Source organism: Parafilimonas sp. (genome assembly GCF_051953455.1).
GTDB lineage: Bacteria > Bacteroidota > Bacteroidia > Chitinophagales > Chitinophagaceae > Parafilimonas.
On the sequence record NZ_JBQCIT010000011.1, the window covers coordinates 41,862 to 61,560 of the forward strand.

General features: G+C 39.1%; 18 protein-coding genes. 12 read left to right on the forward strand and 6 right to left on the reverse strand.

From position 1 onward, the window contains the following. Positions 1-128 precede the first annotated feature (128 nt). From ACTHN6_RS04185 to ACTHN6_RS04210, 6 genes are all read left to right on the forward strand, one after another. Positions 129-1,850 carry an ABC transporter ATP-binding protein gene (locus ACTHN6_RS04185; RefSeq protein WP_440434464.1) on the forward strand — a complete coding sequence of 574 codons (1,722 nt, stop codon included), beginning with the start codon at positions 129-131 and terminating at the stop codon, positions 1,848-1,850. Beyond that, positions 1,834-3,591 (forward strand): ABC transporter ATP-binding protein, encoded by a 1,758-nt coding sequence (locus ACTHN6_RS04190; RefSeq protein ID WP_440434465.1) that lies wholly within the window; start codon positions 1,834-1,836, stop codon positions 3,589-3,591. Before ACTHN6_RS04185 ends, ACTHN6_RS04190 begins: the two co-directional genes overlap by 17 nt. 53 nt (positions 3,592-3,644) lie before the next feature. Further along, a complete protein-coding gene (locus tag ACTHN6_RS04195; protein ID WP_440434466.1) occupies positions 3,645-4,013 on the forward strand; it encodes an STAS/SEC14 domain-containing protein in 369 nt (122 codons plus the stop codon). A gap of 175 nt (positions 4,014-4,188) precedes the next feature. Beyond that, the gene (locus tag ACTHN6_RS04200) at positions 4,189-4,485 is read left to right on the forward strand and encodes a hypothetical protein (protein ID WP_440434467.1); all 297 of its coding nucleotides are present in this window, start codon (positions 4,189-4,191) and stop codon (positions 4,483-4,485) included. Between the two features lie 26 nt (positions 4,486-4,511). Continuing rightward, positions 4,512-4,733: a hypothetical protein gene (locus ACTHN6_RS04205; RefSeq protein WP_440434468.1), complete on the forward strand. Its 222-nt coding sequence runs from the start codon at positions 4,512-4,514 to the stop codon at positions 4,731-4,733. A gap of 23 nt (positions 4,734-4,756) precedes the next feature. Then, a complete protein-coding gene (locus ACTHN6_RS04210; RefSeq protein WP_440434469.1) occupies positions 4,757-5,155 on the forward strand; it encodes an Hsp20/alpha crystallin family protein in 399 nt (132 codons plus the stop codon). 84 nt (positions 5,156-5,239) lie between these two features. Here the strand turns inward: ACTHN6_RS04210 and pckA are convergent, their stop codons facing one another. Continuing rightward, positions 5,240-6,844 (reverse strand): phosphoenolpyruvate carboxykinase (ATP), encoded by a 1,605-nt coding sequence (gene pckA / locus ACTHN6_RS04215; RefSeq protein ID WP_440434470.1) that lies wholly within the window; start codon positions 6,842-6,844, stop codon positions 5,240-5,242. Between the two features lie 205 nt (positions 6,845-7,049). Here pckA and ACTHN6_RS04220 point away from each other — a divergent pair, with 205 nt between their 5' ends. Beyond that, complete coding sequence (locus tag ACTHN6_RS04220; protein WP_440434471.1) at positions 7,050-7,502, forward strand: DUF1573 domain-containing protein; 453 nt, start codon at positions 7,050-7,052, stop codon at positions 7,500-7,502. Between the two features lies 1 nt (position 7,503). Beyond that, on the forward strand, positions 7,504-7,881 hold the full coding sequence (locus ACTHN6_RS04225) for a DUF1573 domain-containing protein (RefSeq protein WP_440434472.1): 378 nt from the start codon (positions 7,504-7,506) through the stop codon (positions 7,879-7,881). A 92-nt stretch (positions 7,882-7,973) separates the two neighbouring features. Here ACTHN6_RS04225 and ACTHN6_RS04230 read toward each other — a convergent pair whose 3' ends face one another. Beyond that, positions 7,974-9,239 (reverse strand): alpha-amylase family glycosyl hydrolase, encoded by a 1,266-nt coding sequence (locus tag ACTHN6_RS04230; protein WP_440434473.1) that lies wholly within the window; start codon positions 9,237-9,239, stop codon positions 7,974-7,976. An 83-nt stretch (positions 9,240-9,322) separates the two neighbouring features. Between ACTHN6_RS04230 and ACTHN6_RS04235 the strand changes: the two genes are divergently transcribed. After that, positions 9,323-10,678, forward strand: coding sequence for an APC family permease (locus ACTHN6_RS04235; RefSeq protein ID WP_440434474.1), 1,356 nt, complete (start codon positions 9,323-9,325; stop codon positions 10,676-10,678). Between the two features lie 29 nt (positions 10,679-10,707). Here the strand turns inward: ACTHN6_RS04235 and ACTHN6_RS04240 are convergent, their stop codons facing one another. Continuing rightward, complete coding sequence (locus ACTHN6_RS04240) at positions 10,708-11,160, reverse strand: YkgJ family cysteine cluster protein (RefSeq protein ID WP_440434475.1); 453 nt, start codon at positions 11,158-11,160, stop codon at positions 10,708-10,710. 99 nt (positions 11,161-11,259) lie between these two features. Between ACTHN6_RS04240 and ACTHN6_RS04245 the strand changes: the two genes are divergently transcribed. Both ACTHN6_RS04245 and ACTHN6_RS04250 read left to right on the forward strand, forming a co-directional pair. Next, the gene (locus ACTHN6_RS04245; RefSeq protein ID WP_440434476.1) at positions 11,260-11,607 is read left to right on the forward strand and encodes a hypothetical protein; all 348 of its coding nucleotides are present in this window, start codon (positions 11,260-11,262) and stop codon (positions 11,605-11,607) included. A gap of 96 nt (positions 11,608-11,703) precedes the next feature. Further along, positions 11,704-12,642, forward strand: coding sequence for a sterol desaturase family protein (locus tag ACTHN6_RS04250; RefSeq protein ID WP_440434477.1), 939 nt, complete (start codon positions 11,704-11,706; stop codon positions 12,640-12,642). Between the two features lie 53 nt (positions 12,643-12,695). Here the strand turns inward: ACTHN6_RS04250 and ACTHN6_RS04255 are convergent, their stop codons facing one another. Continuing rightward, positions 12,696-13,832 carry a TlpA family protein disulfide reductase gene (locus tag ACTHN6_RS04255; RefSeq protein ID WP_440434478.1) on the reverse strand — a complete coding sequence of 379 codons (1,137 nt, stop codon included), beginning with the start codon at positions 13,830-13,832 and terminating at the stop codon, positions 12,696-12,698. Positions 13,833-13,991: 159 nt separating this feature from the next. Between ACTHN6_RS04255 and gcvP the strand changes: the two genes are divergently transcribed. After that, entirely contained in the window at positions 13,992-16,874 is a 2,883-nt protein-coding gene (gene gcvP / locus ACTHN6_RS04260) for an aminomethyl-transferring glycine dehydrogenase (protein ID WP_440434479.1), read from the forward strand. 3 nt (positions 16,875-16,877) lie between these two features. Here gcvP and ACTHN6_RS04265 read toward each other — a convergent pair whose 3' ends face one another. Together ACTHN6_RS04265 and ACTHN6_RS04270 are read right to left on the reverse strand one after the other, a co-directional pair. Next, positions 16,878-18,629 carry an ABC transporter ATP-binding protein gene (locus ACTHN6_RS04265; RefSeq protein ID WP_440434487.1) on the reverse strand — a complete coding sequence of 584 codons (1,752 nt, stop codon included), beginning with the start codon at positions 18,627-18,629 and terminating at the stop codon, positions 16,878-16,880. A gap of 45 nt (positions 18,630-18,674) precedes the next feature. Further along, the gene (locus tag ACTHN6_RS04270) at positions 18,675-19,469 is read right to left on the reverse strand and encodes a 3-keto-disaccharide hydrolase (protein ID WP_440434480.1); all 795 of its coding nucleotides are present in this window, start codon (positions 19,467-19,469) and stop codon (positions 18,675-18,677) included. Positions 19,470-19,699: the final 230 nt, after the last annotated feature.

A 19,699-nucleotide genomic window follows, 5' to 3' on the forward strand; every position in this document is an offset into this window, starting at 1 on the left:
TTGTTATTAAACCTAAAAGATAAAAGCCTGCAATAGCAAACAAAGATATTTTTGCATCTTTTATATACGCAGACAGTTGCAACTTTTGATTGGTTATTGAGGTCAACGCTTAAACTATCAACTTAAACATGAAGAAAAAACCAGGCATATTAAGTTTGCTGAAACCCTATTTAAGCATTGTATTGTTATTAATACTGTTCACGCTTTTAAGCAATGGGATAAATTTATTAATACCAAAGCTTATAGCATCCGGCATTGACAATTTTAGTGCAGCGCATTTTTCTTATACAACAACTATAACGCAATTTCTCATAGCAGTTGTGAGCATATTCATATTCTCATATCTGCAAAGCATCATTCAAACTTATGCTTCCGAACGGGTGGCAAGAGACCTGCGTACAAAGTTGTCTGATAAAATTTCAAAACAATCTTATGCTTTTATTGAAGAAGCTAATCCATCCAAACTGCTAACCAATCTCACTGCCGATGTTGATTCCATAAAAATGTTTGTCTCCCAGGCAATAGTCTCCATCACATCGTCTGCATTCATTATAATCGGCGCAAGTATTTTGTTGCTTACCATTAACTGGAAACTTGCTTTATGCGTTATAGCCATCATTCCAATAATTGGCGTTACTTTTTTTGTGGTATTAAAAAAAGTGAGGGTTTTATTTATACAAAGCCGGGCTGTGATTGACTGGCTGAATAAAGTAATTAATGAAAGTATTTTAGGCGCTGCTATTATCCGCGTGGTCAATTCACAGCAAACAGAATACAACAAATTTCTTGAAGCCAATACAAAAGCAAGGGATTTTGGTTTATCTATATTAAAATTATTTGCAGGCCTCATTCCCGTTATCACATTCACATCAAACATGGCTGCATTAACCATATTGGCATTAGGCGGTCATTTTGTTATTTCAGGCAGCATGAGCCTTGGTGATTTTGCTGCCTTCAACAGTTATCTTGCCATGCTCATTTTCCCGGTGCTTGTTATTGGTTTTATGAGTAATGTAATTGCGCAGGCAACAGCTTCGTACCAACGCATCAGCAATATAATTGAAGCGCCCGATCCACCTGAATCCGGAACAATAACAAAACCGCTTGAAGGTGCAGTGCAGCTTGATAATGTAAATGTTATTTATGGCCAAACGCCTGTATTAAAAGATATCAGCTTTAGCGTTAAGCCTTCTTCCCGCATAGCAATTATCGGTCCTACAGCGGCCGGTAAAACGCAATTATTATACCTGCTTACCGGTTTAATAAAACCTGCTTCGGGCAATATAAAATTCGACGGGCATACGATTGAAGAATATAACAGTGAAGCTTTTCACAGGCAGGTGGGTTTTGTTTTCCAGGATAGTATTATTTTCAATATGAGCATACGCGAGAACATTGCATTCAGCGATACAGTTACAGATGAATCTCTGGAGAATGCTGTTTCAACCGCCGAATTAAAAACATTTATTAACAGCCTTCCCGATAAATTGGATACCATTGTTTCAGAACGCGGCTCAAGCCTTTCTGGCGGCCAGAAGCAACGAATTATGCTGGCCAGGGCGCTGGCATTAAACCCTAAAATTTTATTGCTGGATGATTTTACATCGCGTGTTGACAACAATACGGAAAAGAAAATTCTTGATAACATACAAAAAAATTATCCAGGCCTTACATTGATTTCTGTAACACAAAAAATGGCAACCGTTGAAGAATACGACCAGATAATTTTATTGATGGAAGGCGAAATCATTGCCACAGGCAAACACGAGCAACTGGTGCATACCAGCCCTGAATATGTTCAACTATTGAATTCACAAAAAAGCACCAGCAGTTATGAATTACAATCTTAATGAAACCGTTGATAATAAGAAAAAAATATCTACCTGGCCTGCGCTCAGGAACCTGTTGCAGTTAATAGCGCATGAAAAAAAGAACCTGGTGCTGGCATTTGTTATCATATTGCTCAATGCCATAATTAATCTTATCGGGCCATTGCTTATTGGTTATACCATTGACCGCTATGTACAGCATAAAGACTATAATGGTGTGCTGTTTTTTTCATCCATACTATTGGTGATTTACCTGATGGGCCTGTTCACCAGTTATTTTCAAACCAAGATAATGGGAAGCATCAGCCAGCGCATGTTATTTACTCTGCGCAACACTATTTTTCATAAACTGCAATCGTTGCCTGTAGCTTTTTTTAATGCCAATAAAGCCGGCGATCTTATATCAAGGGTAAATAATGATACGGATAAGATAAACAGTTTCTTTTCCCAAAGCCTTATGCAGTTTATTGGCAGCATTATGACTATGGCCGGCGCCGGTATTTTTCTTTTATCCATACACGTTGAGCTGGGTGCGGCAGCGCTTGCACCGGCTTTGCTCATTTTTATTTTTACAAAGCTTTTGTCACCCTGGATAAAGAAAAAGAATGCAACCAATCTTAAAAGTGTTGGCAGCTTAAGCGGCGAAATACAGGAAAGCCTTGACAATTTTAAAGTGATCATCGCCTTCAACCGCCGCGATTATTTCAGGGAACGTTTTGATGAAGTTAACCAGCAGAATTATAAAACAGCTGTTGGCGCAGGGCTGGCTAATAATTTATTTTTACCGGTATATAGTTTCTTTTCAGGCCTTGCGCAATTAATAGTGTTAACACTTGGCATTTATCTTATTATAAACGGAAGTTTTTCTATTGGCCTGCTGGTAAGTTTCCTGGCTTATGTTACTTATTTCTACAACCCGCTGCGGCAATTGGCTGCTTTATGGACAAACTTCCAGGTGGCTATGGCGGGATGGGACAGGATATCGAAAATACTTTCAATGCAAACAGATCTTGTTACAATTAATAACAATCATTCAATTGCATCTGATGCGTTGATCGAATTTAAACATGTGCATTTTGGTTACGACAGCAAAGAAGTATTGCATGATATCTCACTCAAATTATCCAAAGGAAAAACGTATGCATTTGTAGGGCCAACCGGTGGCGGAAAAACAACAACCGCTTCTTTAATTGCACGTTTATACGATCCTGTAAAGGGCACAATTTTTCTGGATGGAAAAGATATCCGCACGTACACACCAGAGGAACGTTCCGGAAAAATCGGATTTATATTGCAGGAACCCTTCTTGTTTACAGGCACGGTAAAAGATAATATTTTATATGGCAATGAAGCCTATAAAAATTATACGGATGAACAGGCGGAAACACTTATTCATACAGCAAACCTGCAAAGCCTTATAGATGTTTTTGAAGACGGCTTGCAAACAAAAGTTACATCATCCGGTAATAATATCAGCCTTGGCCAGAAGCAACTGATTGCATTCATGCGGGCCGTATTGCGCAATCCTGAGATATTGATTTTAGATGAAGCCACTGCAAACATCGATACGGTTACCGAACAACTGCTGGAAGATATTTTAAACAAGCTCCCTGAAAGCACAACACGCATTATCATAGCACACAGGCTTAATACCATTGAGAATGCCGATGAAATCTATTTTGTAAATGCAGGTGAAGTTATGCGCGCCGGCTCCTTCAATGATGCCATTGATAAATTGCTTCATAATAAACGTGTGAGCTGATAATATAAATGGCAGGTGTTTTGTAGTTTATTGGCATACTAAATTGTTTTATTATGTTAACGAAAATTACAGATGTACCCGATTATGTTGCTGCATTTAAAGCCACAGGCGAAATAGATAAAGATGATTACAAAAATGTTTTAATGCCTGAGATTGAAAGGATAGATAAAGCCCATGGCCATATTCACTTTTTGTATGTGCTGGAAACGCCTGTGAAAAATTTTTCTGTTGGAGCATGGATAGAAGATGCATGGACGGGCCTGAAACACTTCAGGGGCTGGAAAAAAATTGCCATTGTAACAGATGAACACGCAGTAGAAGCTATCACCGATAAAATCGGCGTTATGATTCCCGGTGAAACAAGAGGATTCAAATTATCAGAACTTGAAGCCGCCAAAAAATGGGTAGCTTCGGAAAACTGATCCTTCCCATACATCATTCGCATACAGTCCTTTTCATTTGTAATAAGCACTCAATATTTCATCAATCACCAGGATGAATAATTGAGTGTTTTTTTTCAACAAAATTTCTTCTCTTTTTTAAAGTAATTTCTTCGCTTGCTCGTCTTCCTTATAAATACTATTTAAAATTTATTTTATGAAGACGATACAAATTTTAAAAGCAATAGCATTTGGCATACTTGCCGGTGCAGTATTATTTTTCATTCCATTCCCGTTCCGTTTCTTTTTCGGGTTCTTTTTTATATTCTTTATCATCAGGTTTTTTGCCTGGGGAAGATGGGGGAGAGGATATGGCCGCAACAATTTCGGCAGCCATCATTTCTGGAACCCTTCTTACACGCAACGCTGGCAAAACATGAGCGAAGAAGAACGTAAAACTTTCATTCAGAAAATGGAAAATGAGTTATTTAAAACAAACATTGCATCTGAATAATTACATCATTTTAAAACATTTCAATCATGAGAAGAGGTGGTTTATTTTTTATAGGGTTTATAGCAGCTATTATAACCATTATAAGTTTAAACGTGGCATTTGGCGGGCCTGGTTATTATCATAACCGCTTTGCACGATATGAACGGTTTCATCACTGCGACGGCCGTTATTATGATCATCGCAACAATGATGATAAAAACCTGCAAAATGAAAACAGGCAAAACAGGGACTCAGGCTACAGTTATTAATTATAGTAAAAAAAGAGAGAAGTATGTACAACAAACATTCATTTGCGCCATTTATGCGTGCTGCCCGCGGAAGGCATTATCATCCGTTTATGCAATCAATATTTCGTGCGCCGGTAAATATTTATAAAACTGAAAACAGTTTTGAAATAATGGTTTTTGCACCGGGCAGGGTTAAAGAAAATTTCAATGTAAAAACACAAGGCAACGAACTGGTGGTTTCTTATAAACCGCAGGAAGGTTTGCAAAGCCCGGATTGGCTTAAAAAAGAATACAGCCGCGGTGGTTTTGAACGCACATTTACTATTGATGATTCCATCGATACAAACAATATCAAGGCAAATTATATTGATGGTGTATTGCAGATAAGCCTGCCGGTAATACCTGGCAAGGAAACGCCACAACAGGATATACCTGTAAATTAAAAATTGTATTACTTGTAAAAAGGAAAGAGGCTGTTTTTAAGGCAGCCTCTTTTGTTTTCTCATAAAATAAATCAAACAGATAATTTAGACAACTACGGGCGCCGCATTTAAAATTTCTTGTGTAACATTTGGCGCATATTTTTCAAAATTCTTTATAAATAAACCGGCAAGCATATTCGCTTGTGCATCGTATTCATTTTTATACGACCACGTATTTCGCGGATTTAATATTTCCGGTGGCACGCCAGGGCAGGTGCTGGGCATCATCATACCAAACACAGGATGTTTTTCAAATGCTGTTTTTTTAAGGCTGCCATTTAAAGCGGCACCTATCATGGCACGTGTATAATTTAACTTAATGCGGCCTCCAACATTATAAGGGCCACCAATCCAGCCGGTATTTACCATCCATACATTTACATTATGTTCTTTTAGTTTATTGCCCAGCATTTCAGCATAGCAGGCGGGATGCAATGGTAAAAACGGCGCACCAAAGCAGGTGCTGAAAGTAACTTTTGGTTCTGTAACGCCTTCTTCTGTGCCGGCAACTTTTGCCGTATATCCACTTAAAAACTGATACATTGCCTGGCCCGGTGTAAGCAGGCTTATTGGCGGCAAAACGCCATAAGCATCACAGGTTAAAAAGAAAATATTTTTTGGTGTTCCGCCAATGCTGGGATGTGCGGCATTGGAAATAAAATCGAGCGGGTAACTTACCCTTGTATTTTCCGTTATTTTTTTGCTGGAAAAATCAATCTCATTGGTGCCATCAAAGAAGGTTATGTTTTCCACCAGCGCACCCGGCTTTACGGCATGAAATATCTCAGGTTCTTTTTCTTTATTCAGGTCAATACATTTTGCATAACAGCCGCCTTCAAAATTAAAAACACCTGTATCTGTCCAGCCATGTTCATCATCGCCAATGAGCTCTCTTTCCGGGTCTGTACTCAGCGTTGTTTTGCCCGTTCCACTTAAACCAAAAAATACAGCTACATCGCCTTTTTTACCAATGTTGGCGCTGCAATGCATACTTAATACACCCTCATTGCGCGGTAACAGGTAATTTAAAATGGAGAAAACCCCTTTTTTTATTTCGCCGGTATAGCCTGTGCCGCCAATTAAAACCGTTTTATGAGTGAAGGAAATAATAGCAAAGTTTTCCTGGCGTGTGCCATCGGTTTTTGGATCAGCTTTAAAAGATGGCGCCTGTAAAATATGCCAGCCGGGCCTGAATGTTTCCAGTTCTGCTTCGGTTGGCCGTATGAACATGTTGTAGGCAAACAAATTGCTCCACGGGTTTTCATTAATTATGCGGATAGGGAAGCTGTAATTTTCATCAGCGCAGGCATAGCAATCCCTCACCCAAATGTCTTTTTGTGAATTTAGATGCTGTGTTAATTTCTCTCTTAATTGAAAAAAATATTTTTCATCAATAGCAATATTAAAATTGCTCCAGTTTATACTATTTTTTGTAATTGCATCGGCCACAAAAAACCTGTCTTTAGGGCTTCTGCCTGTAAAAGCGCCGGTTAGCACGCATAAGGCACCGGAACTGCTGAGCACGCCTTCCCTGCGGTGTAAAGTTTGTGCTGTAAGTTCATGCGGTGAAAGCTGGTAATGAATGTGCGGTACGGTCAGCCCGATCTTTTTTAACTGTGCGGCTGGTACAAAAGCTGTTTCAACTGCCATAGAATTTTTTTAGTTAAACAGATAGAAAGGGCAAATGTATTTACAAAAACTTACTACCGTTAGTTTTTTTTATCATTTTTTATTTTGATTAAACTTTTAGGAAAAAAAGCCAACTAACAGGTTGAATTGAGAAAGTCTTATACTTTCACATTGAGCACTTGGTAAATAATTTTTAATTTAGCCCAATTATTTAAAAACAATTTGCATGAAAAAAGTTTTTGCCCTAATGATAGCATTAGCCGGAGTAATTTCTGTTAATGCCCAGCAGGATCCGCAACCGGTGGAAGACATTTCAAAAGTGATACAATTTAAGGAAACAGACCACGATTTTGGTAAAATACCTTATGGAAAACCTGCAGAATTTAATCTCGATATGAAAAATATTTCTGCCGATTCTATAGCAATTGAAGACGTGAAAGTGGGTTGCGGCTGTACCACGCCTAAATGGAAACCCGGCCCTTATGCACCCGGCCAGGATTTTGATATAACCATTGGTTTTAACGGTTATACAGAAGGCGCTTTCAGTAAAGTGGTAACCCTATATTTTAAAGGCGGTTTAAGCAAGGTTATTAAATTTCACGGTGAAACCTTTAAAGCGCCCGATAATGCTGCACCGGCCAATGGCGCGGTTAGCCAGTTAAAACAAGGAGGAAATTAATATGAAAATTATATTAAGCTGTATAGCTGCTTTCCTGTTTATTACAGGCGCCAATGCGCAATCAGACAGCATTGATGTGTTTAAAGCCACTACACATTCATTTGGTAAAATAAAACAACACGTACCGGCAACCACTGAATTTTCATTTACCAATAATACCGGCAAACCACTGATAATTGAAACCGCGGTGGCAGAATGCGGGTGTACTACACCGGAATATCCAAAAACACCTATTCAGCAGGGTAAAAACGGAACAATAAAGGTTACCTATAACGCTGAAAGCCCCGGTAAATTTACCAAAAGGGTTACGGTAAAATTTCTTAATGTTAAATACCCGGTGATACTTACTATTGATGGTGACGTTCAAACAAAATCATAATCATAATAAAATAGGTTTAAAGGGCCCCGCTATTGCGGGGCTTTTTTGTTTTATTGCCTCTTCATCAAAATTTACAAAATAGTTTCACCGGTTTATTGAACAAATACAAGGTATTCCCATGCCTGCAACTCAAAACTTTGAACTTCGCCAAGTTTATAGGTCATTCCTGAAAACAAGTGTGTAAAGTCACCTTTAATTAATGGGTGTTCTATTTTAAACTGCAACCTGTCGCTGTTACTAAAATTCATTATAACAAGCACTTTGTTTTTTTCTGTGTAACGCAGGAAGGCAAAGATGTGATCGTTATATTCATTAGGCAACACGTTCATGCAGGCGCCATCATGTAAAGCAGTATTTGAAGATTTAAGTTGCAGCAGGCTTGTATAAAAGTTTTCGCGTTTTAAGGGTTCAGCCCATTCAATAGAATCTTTTTCAAAAAATTTAAGCCGCTTTAAATTCGGCAATTCCTGGCCACTGTAAATAAGCGGTACTCCCGGCCATACAAAACTAAATACGGCCAGCATAGCGGCAGCCGCTCCATATTTCTCATATTCTGTTCCGTTCCAGCTGTTTTCATCATGGTTAGAGGTAAAGAACAGTTTTAATGCGCCCGGCGGGTAATCCTGGTATTCTTTTAAAACAACCTTCAAATTATGCAGGCTGCCAAAATTATTTACCAGTTTGTCTGTGGCATGCATCCATTTCCAGGCGTAGGTAACATCAAACACTTTATGATATTCGGGCACCTCACATTCTGCCAGCCAGAATAATGGTTTGATGGTTTCACATTGCGCCTTGGCTTCAATCCAAAAATCAAGTGGTACCAAATGCGCCATATCGCAGCGAAAGCCGTCGATATCGCATTCCTTTATCCAGTATTGCATACTTGCAATCATGGCGGCTCGCAGGTCTTTATTTTTATAATTCAAATCAATTACATCTGCCCAGCCATGTCGTTCAACAAAATTGCCTGCAGCATCTTTTTCATACCAGTCCGGGTGCTCTTTTGCCCAGTGATGATCGTAACCGGTATGGTTAGCAACCCAATCAATAATTAATGTGAAACCTAAATCATGCGCCTGTTTCACCAAATCCTTAAAATCATCCAGGCTGCCAAATTCAGGATTAATGGAAACATAGTCGCTGCAGGCATAATAACTGCCCAATGTACCTTGTCTTTTTTCAATACTTATTGGCGTTACGGGCATCAGCCATATTATTTTTACGCCCATGTTTTTAAGGCGCGTCAAATGCGCGGCAAATGCCTTAAACGTTCCTGCCGCAGTAAACTGTCGAATATTTACTTCATAAATACTGGCGCTGCTTTTCCACTCCTGTGTATATATACTTTCAGCCATACATAATTATTGCAAAGCAAAATAAAGCAACTGTGGCAAATAGCTTGCATTCAAAACAAATACTATTATTTTGCCGTGTTAAAATGAGCAGTGCACACCTTTCCCGGAGAATAAGTTTGTTACAGGCCAGTGCCATCAATATGATTGATATGGTGGGCATAGGCCCGTTTGTGGTTATGAGTTTTGTGGTTGAAAAAATGCATGAAGAATATTCATTTCTTTATGCCTGGATTGCCGGCGCTATCCTGTCTTTTATTGACGGCATGGTGTGGAGCGAATTAGGCGCAACCTTTCCGTTAGCCGGTGGCAGCTATAATTTTTTGAAAGAAGGTTTCGGTAAAAAATGGGGCAGGCCGATGAGTTTTTTATTTGTCTGGCAAACCATGATACAGGCGCCGTTGGTTATTGCTTCTGCAGCCATAGGCTTTGCACAATATTTTAATTATCTCATTCCATTAAGCGGGTTTGAAAGCAAAATTGTAAGTGGCGCTGTAGTGGTGCTTATCGTTTTTTTGTTGTATAGAAAAATTGAAGCTATTGGTAAAATAAGCGTATTGCTTTGGATTGGGGTATTTGTAATAATGGGCTGGATAATTATCGGCGCGTTTATGCATGGCAATGTAGCGATGCCTTTGCAGCATTTAAATGATAATATTGAACTCAACAGTGGCTTTGCGGCGGCATTGGGTTTTGCCTGCGTTAAAACGGTGTATAGCTATTTAGGCTATTATAATGTTTGCCATTTGGGGGGCGAGATCATTAATCCTGAAAAAAATATTCCGCGAAGCATGTTCATTTCCATTGCCGTTATTTGTTTTTTGTATTTGATGATGAATGTAAGCGTGGCTTCGGTTTTGCCTTTACATACCATTGCGGGAAGCAGCTTTGTGGTGAGTGAATACATTAATGTAATTGCAGGGCCAACTGCCGCCATGATTGCAACGGCCATTATTTTATGGGTGGCATTTGCCTCCGTATTTTCCGCAACACTTGGTTATAGCCGCATACCTTATGCGGCGGCAAAAGACGGTGCATTTTTTTCTGTATTTGCAAAACTGCATCCCACCAAAAACTTCCCTTATATTTCTTTGCTGATATTAGGCGCCGTTGCTTTTGTTTTCAGCTTGCTTTTCAGGCTGGGCGATGTTATTACTGCCATTCTCGCCATGCGCATATTGATACAATTTGTGGGGCAGGCCATTGGCTTGTTGTTATTGCACAAACGCAAAGGGCGCGGCTTTTTTAAATGGAAAATGCCTTTGTTTCCATTGCCTGTATTGCTGGCTATTGCGATGTGGTTGTTTATTTTTTATTCTACAGAAGTGCGGATGATGCTGATTGCAGGTGTAATTATTTTGGCAGGAATAATCGCTTATGTGATTAAAGCATTTTATCAAAAAGAATTTCCGTTTAAAGATGAAGCGTTGATGAAGGATTGATGAGACTGGTAAACCGCCGCAATAATTCATCACACCAGCCGCTCCAGCACATGCACTACAATAGGGCAAAACTCCGCATTTTTTAAAGTAATGTTTGGCCGCTTTATAAACACGTCTTCATCTGTATAGGGAAAACGTTCACAATCAGAAGGGCGCACTTCGTAAATACTGCAATAGTTATCGGCGCCAAGAAAAGGGCAGGGGGAAGATTTTACCACATAATCGCCATCTTCATCCAGCCTTAAATAGGTATCAATAAAATCGCTTTCCTTTTGCTTTAAATGTTTGCTGATACGTTTAATATCCGGCGTTTTAAAACGGGGTGAATAGTTTTTACAGCAGGCAGCACAGTCAAGGCAGTTTATTTTTTCAAAGGCTTCGTCATTCAATGCGGGCAAAGCTTTCAGCACTTTGTTTTTATCAGCGCGCTGCAAGAATTGCTTATATTTTTTCAGTTGAAGTTTATCTGTTTTAACCTGCATAAAAGCAAAGGTATTGGAAGCTGAAATGTTTTGACAAGCAATTCCAACGTTTTTAAATAAGCTGCTGTCATTTGGCAGGATTTATATAATACTTTAACAATGAAAACTAAATTGGCTGTTTTTTGTATCACCGCAATTGCCTTTTATGCGTGCTCTAAAAAAGAATCTCTTGGAAAACATGAATATATTGGTTTTTATTACGAACAAACAAAATGCAGCGATCCCTGGGAAACCAGTGGCGACGATAGTGTAACCCTGGAAAATGTAGCCAGTTATTTAAATGCACATGATCTATATATTGCCGGATTGTCGATAGAACAAACCAGTGCCGGCGATGCATCTTGTGCTGCCTGTAGTTGTAAAACGGGAAAAACCATTTATGCAACTACACTAAATAGTGATAACCAAAAAAAATCTTATGAAGATATAGGGTTTAAATACAGGTAAATCTGCTGTTTAAATTTCCCTGAATTTTTCTAACGTGCCTTTCACAACACATCAGTTATTTTTGCACTTTTAAATAAACTGCTGCAAAACTGTTTGATGGATGCTTTAAGGGAACAATGGCTTATTTTAATTTCAACCCCCATTTATTTTATTATAATCGGGCTTGAGATTTTGCTTTCACATCTCAGCCATCGCAAAGCTTATACTTTAAAAGATACGGTTACAAACCTGTATTTAATGCTGGTGAATTCCGGTATTGACCTTGCCTTTCGTATCGTGTATCTTGCCATTCTGCAATATTTTTTTCTGCATGCTGCCATGCAATGGCATAATGCTTTCTTATATTGGCTGGTATTATTGCTGGCAGAAGATTTTTTGTATTACTGGCTGCACCGCTTCGACCATGAAGTCCGCTTTTTCTGGGCAACACATGTTACGCATCACAGTTCGGAAAAATTAAATTTTTCTGTGGGTTTCCGCTCATCTGTGTTTCAGCCGCTGTACCGTTTTATTTATTTTATACCATTGGCCTGGCTGGGCTTTAAACCCATCGACATTGTATTTATGTATTCTGCCACGCAAATATGGGGCATTTTTGTGCATACGGAAATGATCAATAAAATGGGCTGGCTGGAATATATACTTGTTACGCCTTCGCATCACCGCGTACACCATGCTTCCAACCCAAGATACCTGGATAAAAATATGGGCATGTTTTTAATTGTATGGGATAAATTATTCGGGACCTTTCAACAGGAGTTGCCCGAACAGGAATACCAGCCCATAAAATATGGCCTTACTAAAAACATTGAAAACCTAAATGCCGTAACCATTATTTTTCATGAATGGGCGCAGATGTGGAAAGACGTTTTTCAAAAAGGCATCAGCTTCAAGCAAAGGCTCGGCTATTTGTTTGGCCCGCCCGGCTGGAGCCATGATGGGAGCCGCATGACGAGCGATGAAATGCGGGTAGCAGAAGAAAACGAGATGGCTTTAGAAGGAAGATGTTGCATTAGAACCAGTGGCTTTGCATAAACTATAAAATCTTTTTTTCCTTTAATATGGCTTGTTAATTACAAGAAAGTAACTCATTTATTTTTTAAATGCTCCGATAATATATTTCTCAATAAAACCAAATCCGAATCATTTGTTGTATCCCTATTGTAAATAACTTGTCCCGATTTGTCTATCAGATAAAGTTGAGGCACTCCACTTCCTCCCAAAGAATTAAAAAGAGGCATGCCTTTAAAAATTTGTGTCCAGTTCATGGAATATTTTTCAATTGCTTTTTGAAAAGCAGTTGAGTCTTCGTCAATACTAAACGAGATAAGTTTAAAATCCTGATCCTTATATTCTTCATTCAATTCTTTTAAAACAGGCAGCTCTTCCAAACATGGGCGGCACCAGGATGCCCAAAATTGAATTAATACAAGCTTATCCCTCAACTTTGACGATTCAACCTTGTTTCCACGAATATCTGAAACGGAAAAATCTGGAAAATTCGCATTTGAGGTAATTGCTATTTTATTTTTTATTAATGAAGCAATAAAGGCACCTGCTTTAGAATTTTTATACCTGTCAGTCAATACTGTATTGTATAAATTCATAAGCGTATCAGGCTTTACTGTTTCTGTATGTACAATATGGCTTTCAAAAAGCCAGAAAGCCATGAAAGAATCTGGATATTTTTTAATGAACTCAATTTTCTTATAATTTACGGTGTCAGAAAGCAAAAACGCCTGGTGTACCAGCCAGGGACTATCATTGAATTGAGCTCTGTTTGCATGATAAAAATCCCAAAACTTCTTGTTTTCCTTCGATATAAATGAATCCAAAAGGTCACCACCCATTTTGTTGTATGAAATCAAATTTTCTAAAGATTTTTCATCAATGGAAAAGATTTCTTTTTCATCTTTAGCTGGTTTAATAAAAATGTCCAATTTGCCTTTTGCAAAGAAAAAATTTTTAACTGCACTGGTAGTATCACTGTTTATACATCTGATTGAAATATACCCAAATGGAGAGAACAATTCTCCTTTCCAATATTCATCATTTTTCGGTTTGAAATTATATGCTGTAATTCCATCATTAATCACTACAGAAAATCTGCCCAATGGTAATGAAGTATCAAAATTAAGTTTTACATAAGCTGAATCCGCTGCAAACAAACAGGTTCCAATTATCAGAAAGGGTATCGTTAAAAAAAATTTTAATGATGCTATCATATAATAAGGGTTTTTTTCTGTATCAAAATAAATATAATTTTTTAGTCAGCTAATCTGATTAACGCTCCATTCACACCTTTTCCACTTTCACTTTTATTAACAAATGATTGCGCGTAACTTTGCGCATCTTTTTTTAATCCCTTTTTTATAGGAGTTAGTATGAATCTATTTGAATCTCAGTCCGGCGAATTTGCAGGGCGGCATATGGGCATTGATGACACATCAGTAAAAGAAATGCTGAAAGTGATCGGGGTAAACAATTTAAGTGAATTGGTGCAAAAAACCGTACCGGCAAACATACGTATGAACCATGAGCTGAAGCTGCCTGAAGCTATGAGCGAATACGAATACCTGCAGCATATAAAAAACATTTCCCTTAAAAATAAAATCTTCAAAAATTATATAGGCCAGGGTTATTATGATACTATAACGCCTTCCGTTATCCTCAGAAATGTTTTTGAAAACCCGGGATGGTACACGCAATATACACCTTACCAGGCCGAGATTTCACAGGGGCGTTTGGAAAGTTTATTGAACTTTCAAACCATGGTAAGCGATCTTACAGGTTTGCCTATAGCCAATGCATCATTGCTGGATGAAGCCACGGCGGCAGCGGAAGCTATGACCATGTTCTTTAACCTGCTTAACCGCGATCATGATCATATTGAAAGGGCAAAGTTTTTTGTTGATGAAGAAATTTTCCCACAAACAAAAGCTGTTTTAATAACGAGGGCAAAACCTGTTGGCATTGAACTGGTATTTGGCGATTATAAAACGGCTTCCATAGATAAATCTTTCTTTGGCGCAATTGTTCAATATCCCAATGATAAGGGTTCGATAGAAGATTATCGTGAGTTTATTCACGAAGTGCACAGCAACAATGCTTTTGTGGTAATGGCCACAGATTTGCTTGCGCTAACATTATTAACTTCTCCCGGAGAATTAGATGCAGATTGTGCGGTTGGCTCCGCCCAGCGTTTTGGCGTGCCGCTTGGTTATGGCGGGCCGCATGCAGCCTTTTTTGCAGCGAAGGATGAATTTAAAAGAAACATTCCCGGCCGTATTATTGGTGTTAGCGTAGACGCGCAGGGCAACCGCGCTTTACGCATGGCTTTACAAACAAGGGAGCAGCATATAAAACGCGAAAAGGCTACATCCAATATTTGTACGGCGCAGGCTTTATTGGCCAATATGTCGGCAATGTATGCCGTGTACCATGGCGGCGAAGGCCTGAAAAATATTGCCAAACGCGTTGCGGTGCTTGCACAAATTGTAGCTGACGGTATTGAAGCAAGAGGCTTTCAGCTTATATCGCAAAACTATTTTGATACCATAACCGTTAAGGTTGATGATATAAAAGCTATAAAGGAAAAAGCGGAACGCCAGAAGATCAACCTCCGTTATATTGATAATAATTTGATTGGCATTTCCCTGGATGAAACCGTGATGGTGGACGATCTCTATGATCTCATTAACTGTTTTGAAAACGATACTGACCCGGTTGGTTTTGGCATTGAAGAAAACATCGAACCCGAACATATTCCTCCTTTTGCAAAAAGATCATCATCATTCTTAACACATCCTGTTTTTAATATGCATCGCAGCGAAAGCCAGATGATGCGTTATATAAAATGTTTGGAGAATAAAGACCTTTCTTTAAATACTTCCATGATCTCTTTGGGAAGCTGCACCATGAAATTAAATGCAGCAACAGAAATGATTCCATTGAGCTGGAATCACTGGAGTAAAATACATCCTTTCGCACCAAAAGAACAGGCAGGCGGTTACCAGTTGATGATTGAAGAGCTGGAAGATTATTTAAGCGAGATAACCGCATTCGATGCCTGCAGCCTGCAACCCAACAGCGGCGCACAGGGCGAATATGCGGGCTTATTAACTATAAAGGCTTACCATGAAAGCAGGGGCGAAGCGCATAGAAATATAATGTTGATTCCTATTTCGGCACATGGCACCAATCCCGCATCGGCTGTAATGGCGGGCATGAAAGTAGTAGTAGTAAAGGCTTTGGAAAATGGTTATATTGATGTAAATGACCTCAAGTTAAAAGCTGAACAGCATGCAGCTAATCTTGCCGGCATTATGATAACGTATCCAAGTACCTACGGTGTATATGAAGAAACTGTAAAAGAGATCACAGAGATAGTACATGCCCATGGCGGGCAGGTGTATATGGATGGCGCTAATATGAATGCGCAGGTTGGCTTAACAGCGCCGGGTTTAATAGGCGCCGATGTTTGCCATCTTAATCTTCATAAAACATTTGCTATTCCGCATGGCGGTGGTGGCCCCGGCATGGGCCCCATTTGCTGCAAAGAACATTTGAAACCGTTTTTACCAGGCAGTCCGGCTAACGGTCAACCATCAACGGGTAATAGCGTAAGTGCTGCGCCTTATGGTTCGGCCTCCATTTTATTAATCAGTTATGCTTACATAAGATTATTGGGTAGAGATGGTGTGAAGAAAGCAAGTGAATATGCTATTTTAAATGCCAACTATATGCGGGCAAGGTTACAGGAAGCCTTTGATGTTTTATACCTTGGAACGAACGGCACCTGCGCACATGAATTTATTGTTGACCTGCGCCCGTTTAAAAAATCTGCAGAAGTGGAAGCCGAAGATGTTGCCAAGCGTCTAATGGATTATGGGTTTCATGCGCCTACCTTAAGTTTTCCTGTTCCGGGCACCATTATGATAGAGCCAACGGAAAGTGAAGATAAGGCAGAGCTTGACCGTTTTTGTGATGCGTTGCTCAGCATTCGTGATGAGATAAGAAATGTTGAAGAAGGTAAGGCTGATAAAAAGGATAATGCTTTAAAGAATGCACCACATACACAGGCAACAGTTTGTGCAGATGAATGGAGCCATGCTTATACAAGAAAGGAAGCGGCCTTCCCCTTATACTATGTTACGCAGAATAAATTCTGGCCTTCTGTAGCAAGGGTGAATAACACTTATGGCGACAGGAACCTTATATGCACCTGCGAGCCGGTAAGCGCTTATGCAACTGAAGCTGCGGAATAATGCCTAATCAAGTGAGCCGATAATCTTATCTATATTCAGGCTGTTTGCCATAGCCGTGAATATGGAATAATAAACGCCTTTATTATCAAAAAGGTCTTCGTGCGTCCCAACTTCTGCAACATGCCCTTTTTCTAACACCACAATATGATCGGCATCAATGATCTGCGATATACTGTGGGATATAATAATTACAGTCCTGTCTTTTTTAATAACATCGAGGCTGTTCTTTATTTGTTCTGTTGCAATGGCATCGAGGCTTGCAGTAGGTTCATCCAAAAAAATAATGGGCGGGTCTTTTAAAAATAATCTTGCAATGGCAATGCGCTGCTGTTGCCCGCCCGATAATAATTTTGCTTCCGATTCGTATCCCTTCGGCAAATCCATAATCTGCTCATGTATGTAGGCTTTTTTTGCCGCATCAATTATTTCTTCGCGTGTTGCATCTGTTTTTCCATACTGAATATTCTCAGCAATACTCCCGTTAAAAATGTGGTTCTTCTGCAATACAAGGCCAATGTTTTTTCTTAGTGCCTGTGTATCATAATCGGTAAGATTAATATCATCCAATAATATTTCACCGCTTGCCGGTTCATAAAATTTATCCAGTAAATTAATAATGGTACTTTTTCCGGCGCCGCTTAAACCAACCAATGCCGTAGTTTGACCGGCGGGTATTTCAAACGAAATATTAGATAACGCTTTTGTCCCGTTGGGATATTGAAAATCTACATTAATGAGTTTGAAATAACCGTTTACTTTTTGGGGAATATAATCGCCGCTTGATTCTGTTTCATTATTTGCTTCAAGAATATCAAAAAAGCCTTCGGAGTAAATCAATGCATCATTCAATTCATCATAAATACGATGCAGTTGCCGTATAGGGCTTGATACGTTGCCAAATAGCATAACATGATACATGATGGCGCCAATGGTCATGTTTCCATTCAATACAAAATAAGCAGTAAGAATAATAATGATAACTACGCCAATTTGCTCGATAAAGCTTTTAATGCTGTCGAAAATAAAATTCGTTTTGCGTGTTTGCATCTGGTTCTCCGTCATGTCATATTGAATTGTTTTATGACGTTCTGCTTCCAGCGGTTCACGAATAAAAGATTTGATAACGGTAATCGACTCGATAAGGCTGATGATAGAACTGCTTTTTACTTCACGGTACCGGCGCATCTTTCTCCTGAACCCGCCTAATTTATTTGCCTGCCGCTGGCTTACAAAAAAGTAAACAGGTACGATACATAAGCTTACCAAACCCACATAAAAATTAGCATAAAACATAAAGAATAAAGCCACAATAGCGTTGGTAAATAAGGGCAGGATATCGATGAAGAAATTTTGAACCAGTCTTGTTAAGCTGCTTATGCCCAAATCAATTCTTGTCTGCAATTTGCCGCTGTCATTATCTGAAGAAGTATAAAAAGCCATTTTATAAGACAGTATCTTTTCAACGATGGTCTGCGAAAAATCCCGCGCTATGTATATCCTTAATTTTTCACCATAAAACTTTTGTCCGAATTGTATCAATGAATACAAAAGTTCTTTGCCCAGCAAAACGGCGCTTATAATACCAAGAAGATAAAAGCCTTCCTGCAACGGCTGCTTATTTACCATGAGTTTATTAATGGAATCAACCGTATATTTTAATATGAATGCATTTACCTGCGCCGCAAATGAACCTATAGCCGTAAGTACAAGCGTTGCGGCAACCAGCTTATTGTAAGGTTTTACAAAAGGCCTTATTTTTTAAACAGTGCTTGTAATGTCAAACCATTTACGTTGATGAGTTTAACGTAATTTTTTTATGAAGATATTCCTGAAATCAATTTCCTGTCCTTCACTCTGCAGCGCAATGAAACCGCTGCTTAACAATTTGCCATCCTGTTTTTGAGCAGGATCATAACCATTGGCAACGCCGCCGCCTATCTGCGGTTTTGAATATTGTAATACCGTGTCACCGTTGATGATATGCGTAATAAGTGAATCGCCCAGCACGATTAATTCTCCTTTCACCCATTGATCACCATAATAAGTTTTAGAACTTGAATTAATGCAATGATCTGGAGAAATTCTTCCTTTATACACTACATCGGTTCCCGGCGAGCACATATTGCCGGTAGGTCTTGGCTCGCCTTCTTTCACGCCACCCAGCAACTGCATCTCAATAGAGATAGGCCAATCCTGTTCTTTGGGCATTGTTTTAGGGTCCTGTGAATGAAACATAACGCCGCTGTTCAGCAAAGTGTATTCCGGCGCGGTTTTCATCCATTGGCCCACAAAACGGTATTCAAATTTGAGGTGAAAATAAGAGAAAGGTGTTTTATAATACAGGTGGCCAAACTGCTCACTAAAATCTTTGTATTGGTCGTAGCGCACTTTTATCATACCGTCTTCAACCCGAAATGTGTTGCCGAAATTTTCATTGTATTCATGATGATGGATTTTTACATTCCAGTCTTTAATGTCTTTGCCATTGAAAAGCTGTATCCAGCCATCGTTTTCATTGGCTATGGTTTTAGCAGTTTTTGGAGTACAGCCTGTTAGCAAAACCAGTATTAAGTTTAGTGCAAAAAAGTATTTCATGAAGTGAAATTTGTGGCGATAAATATAAGGAGTGTAATACTTTTTTAAGTAATGATTATTGAAGGAATTGATACGCCTGCTGCTTATCTTAAAAACCAAAAGATATACGTACAGTCCGAACAAACAAAACATGTTGCTGATCTGTCCGTCCAGTCTAAATTAAAAAAGGTGGACGATGATCTGTTAAGCTGTGCACGCCGCGTCCAGAAATATTTATTTGCGCATACAGG